Raw genomic sequence first — 15,315 nt, 5'->3', positions numbered from 1 at the left:
TTTATTTATTACTCTATTATGTTCTTCGTTTTTAAAAATATAATAATACGCCTAGCTCATCTTTATAGTCTACTACATATGCAGTTACGAACTTTGTAACCTCAATGTCTTGTCCTTGTGGCATTAGTTTTAGACAAATTGAGAGCTCTACCCCTGTTTCTTTTGTGCTGTTTTCGAAACCATTATATTCTACTGAATAAATTTCTGTATCAAAGAACTCATCTTCCTCCATATCTAACTGGATCTTATAGAGTTTGAGTTTCTTTTCATATTGTTTAATTCTATCTTCTCCTATTAATACAAAAGGCTCAGTCTCACTTGACTGGCTACTTAGTAATACATTATATACCTCTTTATCCCCAGCAAAATATTTCTGTAACACTTCAAAGGCATAATCTATTTCTTCATATTCCCCTGATATATACGGTATGCCTTCGCTCTCCCTTTCGCTATAAATACAATCGTACATATTATATTCATGTAAGGGTATTACTTCTCTTGGAGGCTGTTTTTCTGAAACTGGCTCTTCTTCTTCCACAACTACTTCTATTTCTTCTTTTTCTGAATCCCTAATCTTAGTGTCTACCCCCTGCTCAATTCCAGCTAAAGTCTCATCTATACTGCTATCTTCTAATATTTTAGCGATTTCATCCTCCATCTGTTGCTCTTTAGTTTTTGGTTCATCACCTATAGTTATTTTAATCCCACAACCTGTAACGCTTACTATTACTATTAATAGACTACCTAACAATACACTCCACTTTTTCATTACTACTATTCCCCTTTTATTTATTCTTAAGGTATTTCGAAATATCATGTAGCATCTACTTCTATGTACATTGATGCTCATAATCTTCAAAAACCATCTTCCAATTTTTCAACATAAACATTAAGTTCCATAGTTAACCCCATGTCTTTTTCTATCCCTATGTCTCCATCATCATCTATACGTTCTACTTCAATATGAAACTTATTGTTTAAATCAAATTCAAATTGGAGTTGCAAAACGTACTATACCAGTTACTAGTCAATCGATTATTATCCTAGCAACTACTGCTGCAGTCATGCATACCTCTATTAATCTATTTATCCTCCTTATTTATTTCTTAATCATTATTTATTTACAATATTCTATATTATTTTAATATTTAATCATATACTTTTCAAGTCAAATATATTGTACCTTATCCTACTTTTATTACATTAGATCTCTCATTAAAATAAATCCGTATCTTTTTCCTATGTTTTAACTCTTGCTTCTCTATTTCAACCTACTTCTATTGTTTCTCTTAATATCCTTGCTTATTAATCTAATAGGGGATTTTTTGAACTCATTGAACTTTTTTATTATCATTGTTTCCTATCAAGCTACCATAAGTAATTCCTCCTATATGCCTTATATTCTCCTACCACAAAAAAGGTCTTCTTCTTAAATTTTCTATTAAAAATTGAGAACAAGGTCTTTTTAATACATTACTCAGGGCATTCTCACTATCCAGTTACTATATAGACATATAAAAAGGATGTTCCATCTAACTTTGTTAGATAAGAACATCCTTTATTCAACTCTCCAAAATATTGGAGAAGTAGTTGTTACTTTATTTGGGGTGGGATTACATCATTCCCATGCCACCCATACCGCCCATGCCACCACCTGGCATAGCTGGTTCATCTTTCTTAATGTCAGCTACGATACATTCTGTTGTTAAGAATGTAGACGCTACTGATGTTGCATTTTGAAGTGCGCTTCTTGTTACTTTAGTTGGGTCAATAATACCGCCTTCAATCATGTTTACATATTGTTCTGTAAGAGCATTGAAACCTGTTCCTTTTTCAAGTTCTTTTACTTTATTGATAACAACTGCTGGTTCAAGACCTGCATTTGCTACGATTTGGTAAAGTGGAGATTCTAATGCTTTTAGGATAATACGTACACCTGTTTTTTCATCTCCAGTTGTTGTATCTAATAATTTTTCTACGTCTTTAGCAACGTGGATATATGTGCTACCACCACCACCGATGATACCTTCTTCAACAGCTGCACGTGTAGCTGCAAGAGCATCTTCAATGCGGAGTTTCTTTTCTTTCATTTCTGTTTCTGTTGCTGCACCAACTTTGATTACAGCTACACCACCAGCAAGTTTTGCAACTCTTTCTTGCATTTTTTCTTTATCGAAGTCTGATGTAGATTGTTCAATTTGATTACGGATAAGAACAACTCTTTCTTTAATTGCCGCTTTATCTCCAGCACCATCAACAATTACTGTATTTTCTTTTGTTACTTTAATGCTTGCTGCACGACCAAGCATGTCAATTGTAGCATCTTTAAGTTCAAGACCTACTTCTTCTGAAATCACTGTACCACCTGTAAGGATCGCAATATCTTGAAGCATGTCTTTTCTTCTATCACCAAAGCCTGGTGCTTTAACAGCTACACAGTTGAATGTACCACGGATTTTATTTAATACTAAAGTAGTAAGTGCTTCACCTTCTACATCTTCTGCAATAATAAGAAGTTTAGATCCAGTTTGAACGATTTGTTCAAGAACTGGTAAGATATCTTGGATATTAGAAATCTTCTTATCTGTAATTAAAATGTATGGATTATCATATACAGTTTCCATTTTTTCTGTATCTGTTACCATGTATGCTGATAAGTATCCTCTATCAAATTGCATACCTTCAACTACATCTAATTCTGTTGCCATTGTTTTTGATTCTTCTACTGTGATAACACCATCATTTGATACTTTTTCCATAGCATCAGCAATTAAGTTACCTACTTCATCATCACCAGCTGAAATAGCTGCTACTCTAGCAATATGGTTTTTGCTATTAACAGTTTGGCTCATTGCTTTAATTGATTCTACTGCTGCTTCTGTTGCAGTTTTCATACCACGACGTACAATAATTGGGTTTGCACCTGCTGCAATGTTTTTAAGACCTTCTGTGATCATTGCTTGAGCAAGTACAGTAGCTGTTGTTGTACCATCACCAGCAACATCATTTGTTTTTGTAGCAACTTCTTTTACAAGTTGAGCTCCGATGTTTTCAAATGGATCTTCAAGCTCGATTTCTTTTGCAATAGATACACCATCATTTGTAATAAGTGGTGTACCAAAAGATTTATCTAATACAACGTTACGACCTTTTGGTCCAAGTGTTACTTTTACTGCATTTGCTAATTGATCTACACCAGATTGAAGTGATTGTCTTGCTTCTAATCCAAAACGAATTTGTTTTGCCATGTTTATAGCCTCCCTAAATTATTGTTTTTACTCTCTATTATTTAGACTAGTTTATTCAAACTATCCTATGTTGTTTATATTAAGTACTCATATGCTTAGCTAGATAAACTTAAACTAAAGAAAACACGCTCCCTTAGGTCATATAATAGCTTATTCAACGATTGCTAAAATATCACCTTGGCGAACGATAACATACTCTTCTTTGTCTAATGTTACTTCTGTTCCTGCATATTTTGAGTAGATTACTTTATCTCCAACTTTAACCTGCATCTCTACTTTTTGTCCATCTACAACGCCACCAGGCCCTACTGCTACAACTACTGCTTCTTGTGGTTTTTCTTTAGCAGTCCCTGTTAAGATGATTCCTGATTGTGTTTTTTCTTCTGCTTCAAGATGTTTGATTACAACTCTGTCGCTTAATGGTTTTAAGTTCATAAAGAAAACCTCCCTGTTTATATTTAATAGTTTGTTTTTGTATTATTAGCACTCACTATGATTGAGTGCTAATTGATATTTATAATATTATGGCATTATACCTTATATTGCAAATACAATTTTTACCTTATTTAAGGTATTTTAAACATATTTAATTTATTTATTTATAATTTCTTTTATTTGCTTCTATTTTTAATGATTTACTTTTATTTTTAACTTTTTTCTCTTGTTTTTATACACTCTTCTTATATTTCTCTGTTTTATGCTTTTTTCTTACTTATATCTTTAAAAAGCGCATTTTCTCTTCCATAGAAAAAAAGATATTGTTGAGCATAACCAGCCAATTCACCAAAGTACTCACTTGCAAACTTTTGTATTTCCTCTAACTTTACATCTTTACCTTCAAAGTAAAGGCCTTCTATTACTCTTTTAATCCAAACATCTGTTGGAAAAAGCTCCATCCTAGAGTAAGCAAATAATAAGATGCAGTCTGCAACTTTAGGCCCTACGCCTTTTATAGTCATTAACTTGGCTTTAGCTTCTTCAATAGGCATAATATATAAATCGTTTAAAATAACATCACCATTTAATACTTTTTGGCAAGCATCCATTATATAGGGTGCCCTAAAGCCTACTTTACATTCTCTTAAATCTTCTTCTGTGGCACGAGATAGCTCCTTTGGTGTTGGAAATGAATGATAATGTTCTCCCATGCCATCGACTTCATTAATTGGGAATCCAAATTTATTGGTTATATTCTTTAAACAAGCTTTAATATGAGGAATGGATTTATTCTGTGAGACAATAAAAGAAATAAGCATCTCCCATGGATCTTGACGCAAAATACGAATGCCTTTACCAAACTCCACAGCTTTTGCCATCCATTCATCCTTTGCAGCTAATGTTGCTGTAATATTTTCATAGTTTGTGTTAATGTCAAAGTAATTCATCCAGATTTCTTCTACTTCACTAGCAGTAGTATTATAAATCGCTACACTGCTAGAATCTGGTTGCTGAGTAATTTTAATTAACTTTTGCTTGGCATTTAAAAGGTAACTATGATCTGAAATTTTTTCAAAGCGAAACACTTGTCCACTTTCTAAAATTTGTCCAATATTAAAGTGACTTACATGATTGAGCATTACCATATTATTCATGTTCCACACCCTTTACTTTTTCATTCTTTCATATTATTACCATTTCGTCTACTAATATCCATTTTTATGTAATTTTTTGTCCCTTAATATGATTAATGATTGTTAATTTTTCTTTTATATTATCATAATATTTATTATTTTACACTCGTTATAGATAAACTATTTTTCTTTTTTACCTTTCTCATATCACTCTTATTCCAACATTATCAATAAAAGTATAATAAATCATTATTTCTTAAGGACAGTTTCTCTAGATTATAATACGCTCTAAATCTACTCTCTATCTTTATATACCAATTAGTACTTGATTAAATTTATTAATTTAGTAGGTAATTATTTTTTATTATTGTATAATAAAAACAGAGTTATTTATTTTTTTATCTAAGAAGGGAGTTTTCTATGAAAGATACAATTTATACCATTCCACTAACGGATGCCTTTCATGCAGAGGATGAATGTCCTTTTTGTTATATAAAACGTAAGTTAGAACAAGATGCCATTTCCTTTATTTTAGGCTGTGCTTATATGGAGGATGATATTCGCGCTACAACTGACCAAATGGGCTTTTGTAGTGAACACTATAAGAAAATGTATGATTACGGCAACCGACTTGGCATGGCTCTTATGTTACATACCCATTATGTAGCCCTTCAAAAGGAATTAGCAAAGAAAATTGAAGCCTTTTCTCCTACTAAAACGAGTATGTTTGCCAAATTCAAAAAAGCTAAAACCATGGATGAATTAGCTGGAAATCCTATTAGTGAGTGGGTGAATGAACAAAATCATACTTGCTATGTTTGTGACTATATTGATAAAAATTTTATCCGCTATATGAATACTTTCTTCTATTTAATGGAGACAAGCCCTGATTTTATGGCTCTCTTTAAGGATTGTAAAGGTTTCTGTGTTACTCATTTTGGAGATTTAATGGCTCTATCAGATACCCTTGTTACTGAAAAAGCTAAACCTGAATTTTATAGTATTTTATTTGATAAGATGCAAACCAATCTGAAACGTATTGAAGAAGATTTATCCTGGTTTATAGATAAATATGACTATCGTAATAAAGATGCAGATTGGAAAAATTCTAAAGATGCTATTCCTAGAGGTATTCAAAAACTCGTAGGTATTTATGTTCAAGATCCTCCTTTTAAAGAAAAATAGTCTTTTATACAAAGCTTGTTATTGATTAAATTTAATAATTACTAATAAGAGCTGGTACACTATTTAGTGTCCAGCTCTATTAAAATGATTCGACTTTAATGAGTTATATACTGCGCTCATTCTGTCTATTGGATTATAACCACTCACTTAAATCATAATCTAATTTTCCTTCTTCAACATCTTCTATCATCTGCATACGTTGCTTTTTCCAAATATACTGTAAGTCTTTGGTATTTCCTTGATAAACCCAGGGTAATGCTTCTTTCATATCTTTATACATTTTTTCTATCTGCTTTCTACTCCAATGTCTTAAGCAATACTTTCTCCCATCCTGAGCATAAATATAAATACTATAGTCTTCTTGATAAATCCATATCATTTTCTCTATTGGTATAACTACAATACCTTGGAAGATACCTATAAACCAGTGCTCTGTAATTCTATACCTCTTATCTTCCCTAAGACTCTTTTCTTCTTGTATTTTTAAAGCAACCTCTTTCCATCTTTGCTTACCTATGTAATGCCTTCCCTTAATCCTTGGTAATCCCAGTACACCTACTAAACATTTTATTACTTCATAAATCACAAAAACACTTATACAGATTAAACCTGCTACTTCTAAGCGATATCTTAACAAGCCTTTTTCTTCTTCTATGAATACTATTTTATTTATAAAATCCGCCTCTGTTACATTTTCTTTATAAATAGCATTCAAATCACGGACAACACCTAATAAAATCGTTTCATAATCAATTAATGTGTTTGCCTCTTTTATTATTAAAAATTTATTCTTACCCGTTAAATAGGATGGATCTGTACTACTAGTACTAGCGTATATACATATCATGTATTTACCTTTCATTTCTCCTAAATAAATAGTACTTTCCTTGTAATTCTCCCCATCTTTGTCCCCACTATAAATTTCATATCCAGTATTAATAAAACTCATTTCCTTGGCTGTTACAACAGGTGGTACTTCCTTTATAAATAATTTCATGTCATAGTCCTGAATATCCCCAGCACCTATTAATAATGATTCTACATACTCTCTATTGGGATAAGTCTGCATGCAGATTACTATTAATAAAACACACCAAATCAATAACCTTTTTAGATAATGTTGCCTTATCTCTTTGTTTAATCCTTTAGCCTGCATTTTTCTCCTCATACTCATCAATCATATTTTTACATTTTATATTATAAGGGGAACTAGATGATAGTTCCCCCTCTCTTAAGATTTTACTTCAACTGAAGTGATACGTCTATTAGATCATGTATTGAGAAATAAATCCTTTTCTTAGACTTCTTCTATCCCTGTATCTTGTATTTGATTAAGGCTTATTATTTTCTTATTCGCTTCAATTTCATCTAACATAATCTGTCTTTGCTTTTTCCATAAGTTATGTGTTTGACTAGTTTCACCATAATAAATCCATGGAATCATTTCTTTTAACTGGTTTAGAACTTGAGTATGATTCATTTCGGTTAGGGTATTTATTACAAACTTGTCCCCATCCTTGGTATGTATATAAAGCGCATAATATTGTACTTCACTAATGCCTTTTAACTTCGTATAAACCCATATAATATTCTCAAGTTTCACTGCGCAAGTGTTTAACTTAGTGGAAACAATCCAGTTCTCTGTAATCATTTGTCCTTTTCCTGCGTAGATGGGTTGTTCACTCTCAATTTCATCTATAACACTGGTTATTTCACCATACTTTTTCAGATGCCTTATTCCTTTCATCCCCTTAAAGTTGATTAGGTAAATAACATATTTAATAAGATATATTATCATTGCTAAGCCAAAAATTACAATCGCACCAGTAACAATATAATTAACAATTAAACGGCTCTTTGACTCCATATACAGTACTTTAGGTGCAAAGTCTTCCTCAGTGAATTCAGTTCCATAGTATGAGTTAAAATCTTTTATTACCTCTGGTAATAATTCACTATATCGGTCTACTTCACTTGTATTTTTAATATAACCCACCATATCTTCAGTTAATAATACATCTGGATCTTCATCTGCGGTACTTGGATAAACGCAAATAATCATTTTATTACCTAGCTGCGTTAAATATATACCATCAGTTTTTCTTTCTTTAGAACTAGGTGTTTCTTGCTCATATAGGTAAAAATAGGTATTTAAAATATATAATTCATCTAAATTCGTAATAGGTGGTAGCATCTGTTCATAGTATTCATCGTAGTTTTCCTCTTGTTGTAAAACTATAGGTTTTATAAGTGACTTTAAATAATCTTTATTTTGATATCCAAAAAAACTTAATCCCCCACAAATCACTCCCAAAATAACTATCCACATTAAATTGTTTTTAATTGCACTCTTCTTTAACAACCCTTGTTCCATAATTCTCCCCTTTTCTTCTTATTCTAAATCCTCTATTTTAATAATCTAACCCTAATTCTCCTTTCCATCGTATTTAGGTTTAATGTATTAAATAATCTACCTTTAAGACATTAAAAGTATTAAAGTGTTCCTAAGTCATTTAAATTATATATTATTTTTTTTATATTATCAATATTTAATGTAATCATTTTGAAACTATATATAGTCTTTCATCACAAAAAAAGTAGGCTACTAGTATTTAAATTCCTATAGCCTACTCTTTAACTATCTCAACTTTTCTTCTACTATTCTATAACTTAGAACTAGTATTTAACTTATCATAAATTTCATTAGTATCCAAATAATAAAGTTGTTTCATGATACCCCCCTTTCTATATATACTATATTTTTGATGTTCTAAAATTAATAATACTTATTTTAAATTCCGTGATTTACAAGTAAAGTCTCAACAATATTGATAACTAAAAAAAGTAGTTAGAAACATTTTTAGCGCTTCTAACTACCCTCTTATACACTACTCTTCAATCAAAAACTTCTTTATTATATCTGGATAAATAGTCTATGATATATATTAATTCAAACAACAAAAAAACACCCTAAGGTGTTCTAATTCAAAAAGCCGACGATCGGACTCGAACCGATAACCTGCTGATTACAAGTCAGCTGCTCTGCCAATTGAGCCACGTCGGCAAAACGTGCACAGAAGGATTCGAACCCTCGGCCTTCTGATCCGTAGTCAGACGCTCTATCCAGCTGAGCTATGCGCACATGATGTCAATTTTATATTTTATTTTACTTCTATAATATCTTATAGAAAACGTGCACAGAAGGATTCGAACCCTCGGCCTTCTGATCCGTAGTCAGACGCTCTATCCAGCTGAGCTATGCGCACTTATTTATTGATAATTACTTAAAAATATGCCCGAGACCGGAATCGAACCGGTACGAGGGTTAGCTCGCAGGATTTTAAGTCCTGTGCGTCTGCCAGTTCCGCCACTCGGGCATATGATGGTCGCTATAGGGCTCGAACCTATGACCCCCTGCTTGTAAGGCAGGTGCTCTCCCAGCTGAGCTAAGCGACCATATTAATGGCATATTTTTATTTATTAGTTAAAACAACTAACTAATACGACCCAGAAGGGACTCGAACCCTCGACCTCCGCCGTGACAGGGCGGCGTGCTAACCAACTGTACCACTGGGCCTTATTTACTTACATTTTAATGAGCTATGATGGACCCTCGGGGACTCGAACCCAGGACCGTCCGGTTATGAGCCGGATGCTCTAACCAACTGAGCTAAGGGTCCATATCACTACATTATATGTAGCAAGCCGACGATCGGACTCGAACCGATAACCTGCTGATTACAAGTCAGCTGCTCTGCCAATTGAGCCACGTCGGCATATTAAAATGTAATGACCCGTACGAGAATCGAACTCGTGTTACCGCCGTGAAAGGGCGGTGTCTTGACCGCTTGACCAACGGGCCTTATTTAAACTCCCCGAGTAGGGTTCGAACCTACGACCCTCCGGTTAACAGCCGGATGCTCTGCCGCTGAGCTATCGAGGATTATTTCTTTTACTCTCTTGAGCACTTATGAAGTATATCATATCTATTGACTTATGTCAACACCTTTATACTTCCAAAACTAAACACAATTTTTTATTCAACCTTTATTATCTAGGTCAAACCCTCGAACCGTTAGTATTGGTCACCTCAATGTATTACTACACTTACAGCTCCAACCTATCTACCTCATAGTCTCTAAGGGGTCTTACTCCTTTCGGATGGGAAATCTTATCTTGTGGTCTGCTTCACGCTTAGATGCCTTCAGCGTTTATCAGATCCAGACTTGGCTACTCTGCTATGCCATTGGTATGACAACAGATGCACCAGTGGTCCGTCCATCCCGGTCCTCTCGTACTAAGGACAGCTCCACTCAAATTTCCTGCGCCCACGACGGATAGGGACCGAACTGTCTCACGACGTTCTGAACCCAGCTCGCGTACCGCTTTAATGGGCGAACAGCCCAACCCTTGGAACCTGCTTCAGCTCCAGGATGCGATGAGCCGACATCGAGGTGCCAAACCTCCCCGTCGATGTGAACTCTTGGGGGAGATAAGCCTGTTATCCCCGGGGTAGCTTTTATCCGTTGAGCGATGGCAATCCCACTTTCATACCACCGGATCACTAAGTCCTACTTTCGTACCTGCTCCACCCGTCGGTGTCGCAGTCAAGCAACCTTATGCCTTTGCACTCTTCGAATGGTTTCCGACCATTCTGAGGTTACCTTTGAGCGCCTCCGTTACTCTTTAGGAGGCGACCGCCCCAGTCAAACTGTCCACCTGACATTGTCCCAGACCCGGGTAACGGGCCATGGTTAGAAGTTAAGTATTACAAGAGAGGTATCCCACCGGCGACTCCACCTAGACTGGCGTCCAGATTTCTCAGTCTCCCTCCTATCCTGTACATGTAATACCCAACCTCAGTATCAAGCTACAGTAAAGCTCCACGGGGTCTTTCCGTCCTGTCGCGGGTAACCAGCATCTTCACTGGTACTACAATTTCACCGGGTGCGCTGTCGAGACAGTGCCCAAATCATTACGCCTTTCGTGCGGGTCAGAACTTACCTGACAAGGAATTTCGCTACCTTAGGACCGTTATAGTTACGGCCGCCGTTTACTGGGGCTTAAGTTCAAAGCTTCGTCCTTAGACTAACCTCTCCCCTTAACCTTCCAGCACCGGGCAGGCGTCAGCCCTTATACATCACCTTTCGGTTTAGCAAAGACCTGTGTTTTTGTTAAACAGTTGCTTGGGCCTATTCTCTGCGGCCTACCTAAGTAGGCACCCCTTCTCCCTAAGTTACGGGGTCATTTTGCCGAGTTCCTTAACAACGCTTCTCCCGTCGGCCTTAGGATTCTCTCCTCATCCACCTGTGTCGGTTTACGGTACGGGTACCTATCACGCAATAGCAGCTTTTCTCGGCAGTGTGGATTCAGCAACTTCTCTACTTTTATTTCGATCCCCATCACACTTCATCCTCGCCTAACGGATTTGCCTATTAGGTGCGACTTTGTGCTTGGCCCAGGATACCATTCCTGGGTTTGCTTATCCTCCTGCGTCCCTGCAGTTCTGATAATAGGTAGTACTGGAATATGAACCAGTTGTCCATCGACTACGACTTTCGTCCTCGCCTTAGGTCCCGACTTACCCAGAGCAGATCAGCTTTACTCTGGAAACCTTGGATATTCGGCCTACAAGATTCTCACTTGTATCTCGCTACTCATTCCGGCATTCTCACTTGTAATTACTCCACAGCTCCTTACGGTACTGCTTCTGCGTCGTTACAACGCTCCTCTACCAATCCACTATTGTGAATTCCATAGCTTCGGTGGTGTGTTTTAGCCCCGGACATTTTCGGCGCAAGATCTCTCGACTAGTGAGCTATTACGCACTCTTTGAATGAGTGGCTGCTTCTAAGCCAACATCCTAGTTGTCTTCGAAATCTCACATCCTTTTCCACTTAACACACACTTGGGGACCTTAGCTGATGGTCTGGACTGTTTTCCTTTTGACCACGTGTCTTATCACTCGTAGTCTGACTGCTGACGGTATCTTGATGGCATTCTTAGTTTGATATGCTTCGGTAAGCTTGTGGGCCCCCTAGGCAATTCAGTGCTTTACCTCCATTAGACTCCTATCAACGCTAGCCCTAAAGCTATTTCGAGGAGAACCAGCTATCTCCGGGTTCGATTGGAATTTCTCCGCTACCCACACGTCATCTCCACCTTTTTCAACAGATGTGAGTTCGGACCTCCATTACCTTTTACGGTAACTTCATCCTGCACATGGGTAGGTCACCCGGTTTCGGGTCTACTAACAATGACTATTTTGGCGCCCTATTCAGACTTGGTTTCCCTTCGGCTTCGTACCTCCTGGTACTTAACCTTGCCACAGCTAGTAACTCGCCGGACCGTTCTACAAAAAGTACGCGGTTGCGCATCATATGGCGCTTCCACTGCTTGTAAACATAGAGTTTCAGGTTCTCTTTCACTCCCCTCCCGGGGTTCTTTTCACCTTTCCTTCACAGTACTATGCGCTATCGGTCACCGAGGAGTATTTAGGCTTGGGGGGTGGTCCCCCCGGCTTCCCACAAGGTTTCTCGTGTCTCGTGGTACTCTGGATACTGCTAGGCTTCACTTGGATTTCGCTTACGGGATTATCACCCTCTTTGATGAGACTTTCCAGACTCTTCAGCTATCCGCATTCTTGCCATGACGCAGTCCTCAACCCCAGATTACAAGTAATCTGGTTTGGCCTGTTTCCCTTTCGCTCGCCGCTACTTAGGAAATCGATGTTTCTTTCTCCTCCTGAAGGTACTTAGATGTTTCAGTTCCCTTCGTTCCCTTCCTATAGTTATGTATTGGCTATAGGATGACAGAGGTTTGCTCTGCCAGGTTTCCCCATTCGGATATCTACGGATCAAAGTTTATTTGCAACTCCCCGTAGCTTTTCGCAGCTTATCACGTCCTTCATCGGCTCTCGGTGCCAAGGCATCCACTCTACGCTCTTAGTAGCTTGACCTATAATGATTAACTTTCGTTAATCGGTCGTTTGTGCCTTGTTAATCAACTTTCGTTGAATACAAAGAATATTTATTATCGGTTAAATTGTAGATTTTACACCCTGACAAACATTTTTGCACTAATGTGCGTGTACATTTATCGTTAGGCGCAAGTTATATTGCTATAACTTACAAATCTATTTTAAATTGTGTTTAGTTTTCAAAGTACAAATTGTCCTATTGTAAGGACAGTGGAGATTAAGGGATTCGAACCCTTGACCCCCTGCGTGCAAGGCAGGTGCTCTCCCAACTGAGCTAAACCCCCATATGGTGTTTTTTATTATTGAGTTAATCCTATCATCACTTCTTAAAAGTGAATAGGCCCGAGTGGACTCGAACCACCGACCTCACGCTTATCAGGCGTGCGCTCTAACCACCTGAGCTACGAGCCTATAAAATGTGGCAACCACTTACTCTCCCAGTCAGTCTCCCGACAAGTACCATCAGCCGCTTAGGTCTTAACCTACGTGTTCGGAATGGAAACGGGTGTTTCCCCTAAGCGCATCATCACCACAAATTTATTAGAATTCAATTTTACACTAGATCTTAAGCAACACCTCACCGCCGTTTCACTTCGGTTCGGTGCTTTGATAGTTACATCTAGCGATGAACTCTCAAAGCAAAACAGTAACTATTAAACCTTCGATTTCTATCCTTAGAAAGGAGGTGATCCAGCCGCACCTTCCGATACGGCTACCTTGTTACGACTTCACCCCAGTTATTGGTTTTGCCTTAGACGGCTCCCTCCCCGAAGGGTTGGGTCACCGGCGTTGGGCCCCCCCAACTCCCATGGTGTGACGGGCGGTGTGTACAAGACCCGGGAACGTATTCACCGCGACATTCTGATTCGCGATTACTAGCGATTCCAACTTCATGTAGTCGAGTTGCAGACTACAATCCGAACTGGGACTGCTTTTTTGAGGTTTGCTGACTCTCGCGAGATCGCTTCCCTTTGTAGCAGCCATTGTAGCACGTGTGTAGCCCTAAACATAAGGGGCATGATGATTTGACGTCATCCCCACCTTCCTCCAAGTTATCCCTGGCAGTCTCTCTAGAGTGCCCAACTCAATGCTGGCTACTAAAGATAGGGGTTGCGCTCGTTGCGGGACTTAACCCAACATCTCACGACACGAGCTGACGACAACCATGCACCACCTGTCACCAATGTCCTAGCAAGCTAGGAAAGAAGGCATTACCCTTCGGTCATCGGGATGTCAAGTTTAGGTAAGGTTCTTCGCGTTGCTTCGAATTAAACCACATGCTCCACCGCTTGTGCGGGTCCCCGTCAATTCCTTTGAGTTTCAATCTTGCGATCGTACTTCCCAGGTGGAATGCTTAATGTGTTAACTTCGGCACCGAGACCCGTAAGCCCCGACACCTAGCATTCATCGTTTACAGCGTGGACTACCAGGGTATCTAATCCTGTTTGCTCCCCACGCTTTCGTGCCTCAGCGTCAGTTATGGTCCAGAAAGCCGCCTTCGCTACTGGTGTTCCTCCGAATCTCTACGCATTTCACCGCTACACTCGGAATTCCACTTTCCTCTCCCACACTCTAGTTCATCAGTTTCAGAAGCAGCTTAGAGGTTGAGCCCCTAAATTTCACTTCTGACTTAACAAACCGCCTACGCACCCTTTACACCCAGTAAATCCGGATAACGCTCGCTCCCTACGTATTACCGCGGCTGCTGGCACGTAGTTAGCCGGAGCTTCTTAGTCAGGTACCGTCATTTTTTTCTTCCCTGCTGATAGAAGTTTACAATCCGAAGACCTTCTTCCTTCACGCGGCGTCGCTGCATCAGGCTTGCGCCCATTGTGCAATATTCCCCACTGCTGCCTCCCGTAGGAGTTTGGGCCGTGTCTCAGTCCCAATGTGGCCGTTCACCCTCTCAGGCCGGCTATGGATCGTCGCCTTGGTGGGCTGTTATCTCACCAACTAGCTAATCCAACGCGGGTCCATCCTATGCCGATAAAATCTTTACTATAACAATCATGCGATTGTCCATAGTTTATGCGGTATTAGCGTTCGTTTCCAAACGTTATCCCCCTGCATAGGGCAGGTTACCCACGCGTTACTCACCCGTCCGCCACTAAGTTCTAGGAGCAAGCTCCTATCACTTCGTTCGACTTGCATGTGTTAAGCACGCCGCCAGCGTTCATCCTGAGCCAGGATCAAACTCTCATATAAAAGTTTGTCCGTGTAGTATTTCTACTACTGACTATTTTACTTAGTACAAGTTGTACTGATTCTCATCTCTTATTAGAGACGTAATGAATCGACTGGTTTATAGTTACTATTTTGTTTTCAAAGTTCA

General features: G+C 38.3%; 8 protein-coding genes, 12 tRNA genes and 3 rRNA genes. 1 reads left to right on the top strand and 22 read right to left on the bottom strand.

The features are described 5' to 3' along the window. Positions 1-31: 31 nt before the first annotated feature. The 5 genes from QTL86_RS00115 to QTL86_RS00095 form a co-directional block, all read right to left on the bottom strand. Positions 32-769, bottom strand: coding sequence for a hypothetical protein (locus tag QTL86_RS00115; protein ID WP_127067635.1), 738 nt, complete (start codon positions 767-769; stop codon positions 32-34). Between the two features lie 86 nt (positions 770-855). Next, positions 856-1,005 carry a hypothetical protein gene (locus QTL86_RS00110; protein WP_190283409.1) on the bottom strand — a complete coding sequence of 50 codons (150 nt, stop codon included), beginning with the start codon at positions 1,003-1,005 and terminating at the stop codon, positions 856-858. Between the two features lie 608 nt (positions 1,006-1,613). Beyond that, positions 1,614-3,248, bottom strand: coding sequence for a chaperonin GroEL (groL, locus tag QTL86_RS00105; RefSeq protein ID WP_013658299.1), 1,635 nt, complete (start codon positions 3,246-3,248; stop codon positions 1,614-1,616). Between the two features lie 150 nt (positions 3,249-3,398). Then, positions 3,399-3,683, bottom strand: coding sequence for a co-chaperone GroES (groES, locus tag QTL86_RS00100; protein ID WP_013658300.1), 285 nt, complete (start codon positions 3,681-3,683; stop codon positions 3,399-3,401). A gap of 260 nt (positions 3,684-3,943) precedes the next feature. Continuing rightward, complete coding sequence (locus QTL86_RS00095; RefSeq protein WP_013658301.1) at positions 3,944-4,840, bottom strand: DNA-3-methyladenine glycosylase family protein; 897 nt, start codon at positions 4,838-4,840, stop codon at positions 3,944-3,946. 399 nt (positions 4,841-5,239) lie between these two features. On the opposite strand from QTL86_RS00095, the gene QTL86_RS00090 reads away from it, so the two are divergent. After that, entirely contained in the window at positions 5,240-6,004 is a 765-nt protein-coding gene (locus tag QTL86_RS00090) for a DUF6062 family protein (RefSeq protein WP_410496135.1), read from the top strand. Between the two features lie 133 nt (positions 6,005-6,137). On the opposite strand, the gene QTL86_RS00085 is transcribed toward QTL86_RS00090, so the two are convergent. The 17 genes from QTL86_RS00085 to QTL86_RS00005 form a co-directional block, all read right to left on the bottom strand. Further along, positions 6,138-7,160, bottom strand: a complete 1,023-nt coding sequence (locus tag QTL86_RS00085) for a hypothetical protein (RefSeq protein WP_410496134.1) — start codon at positions 7,158-7,160, stop codon at positions 6,138-6,140. 141 nt (positions 7,161-7,301) lie between these two features. Further along, complete coding sequence (locus tag QTL86_RS00080; RefSeq protein WP_127067638.1) at positions 7,302-8,378, bottom strand: DUF6709 family protein; 1,077 nt, start codon at positions 8,376-8,378, stop codon at positions 7,302-7,304. Between the two features lie 617 nt (positions 8,379-8,995). Continuing rightward, a tRNA-Thr gene (locus QTL86_RS00075) sits at positions 8,996-9,068 on the bottom strand. 4 nt (positions 9,069-9,072) lie between these two features. Continuing rightward, positions 9,073-9,146 (bottom strand) — tRNA-Arg (locus QTL86_RS00070). Positions 9,147-9,196: 50 nt separating this feature from the next. Further along, positions 9,197-9,270 (bottom strand) — tRNA-Arg (locus QTL86_RS00065). A gap of 27 nt (positions 9,271-9,297) precedes the next feature. Beyond that, positions 9,298-9,381, bottom strand: a tRNA-Leu gene (locus QTL86_RS00060). 6 nt (positions 9,382-9,387) lie between these two features. Further along, positions 9,388-9,460: transfer RNA gene (locus QTL86_RS00055), tRNA-Val, on the bottom strand. Positions 9,461-9,507: 47 nt separating this feature from the next. Next, a tRNA-Asp gene (locus tag QTL86_RS00050) sits at positions 9,508-9,581 on the bottom strand. A gap of 29 nt (positions 9,582-9,610) precedes the next feature. Further along, positions 9,611-9,684, bottom strand: a tRNA-Ile gene (locus QTL86_RS00045). Between the two features lie 23 nt (positions 9,685-9,707). After that, positions 9,708-9,780: transfer RNA gene (locus QTL86_RS00040), tRNA-Thr, on the bottom strand. 14 nt (positions 9,781-9,794) lie between these two features. Continuing rightward, a tRNA-Glu gene (locus QTL86_RS00035) sits at positions 9,795-9,866 on the bottom strand. Between the two features lie 9 nt (positions 9,867-9,875). After that, a tRNA-Asn gene (locus QTL86_RS00030) sits at positions 9,876-9,947 on the bottom strand. Between the two features lie 112 nt (positions 9,948-10,059). After that, positions 10,060-12,962: ribosomal RNA gene (locus tag QTL86_RS00025) — 23S ribosomal RNA — on the bottom strand. Positions 12,963-13,194: 232 nt separating this feature from the next. Next, a tRNA-Ala gene (locus QTL86_RS00020) sits at positions 13,195-13,267 on the bottom strand. A gap of 53 nt (positions 13,268-13,320) precedes the next feature. Then, positions 13,321-13,394 (bottom strand) — tRNA-Ile (locus QTL86_RS00015). Between the two features lie 5 nt (positions 13,395-13,399). Next, positions 13,400-13,517, bottom strand: a 5S ribosomal RNA gene (gene rrf, locus QTL86_RS00010). A 144-nt stretch (positions 13,518-13,661) separates the two neighbouring features. Next, positions 13,662-15,188, bottom strand: a 16S ribosomal RNA gene (locus QTL86_RS00005). The 16S, 23S and 5S rRNA genes sit together here with 12 tRNA genes alongside, the layout of an rRNA operon. Positions 15,189-15,315: the final 127 nt, after the last annotated feature.

The organism is Cellulosilyticum sp. ST5 (assembly GCF_046529625.1).
In the GTDB taxonomy this organism is placed as follows: domain Bacteria; phylum Bacillota; class Clostridia; order Lachnospirales; family Cellulosilyticaceae; genus Cellulosilyticum; species Cellulosilyticum lentocellum.
Note: the sequence above shows the minus strand (reverse complement) of the source record. Positions and strands in the feature narration are given on the sequence as shown.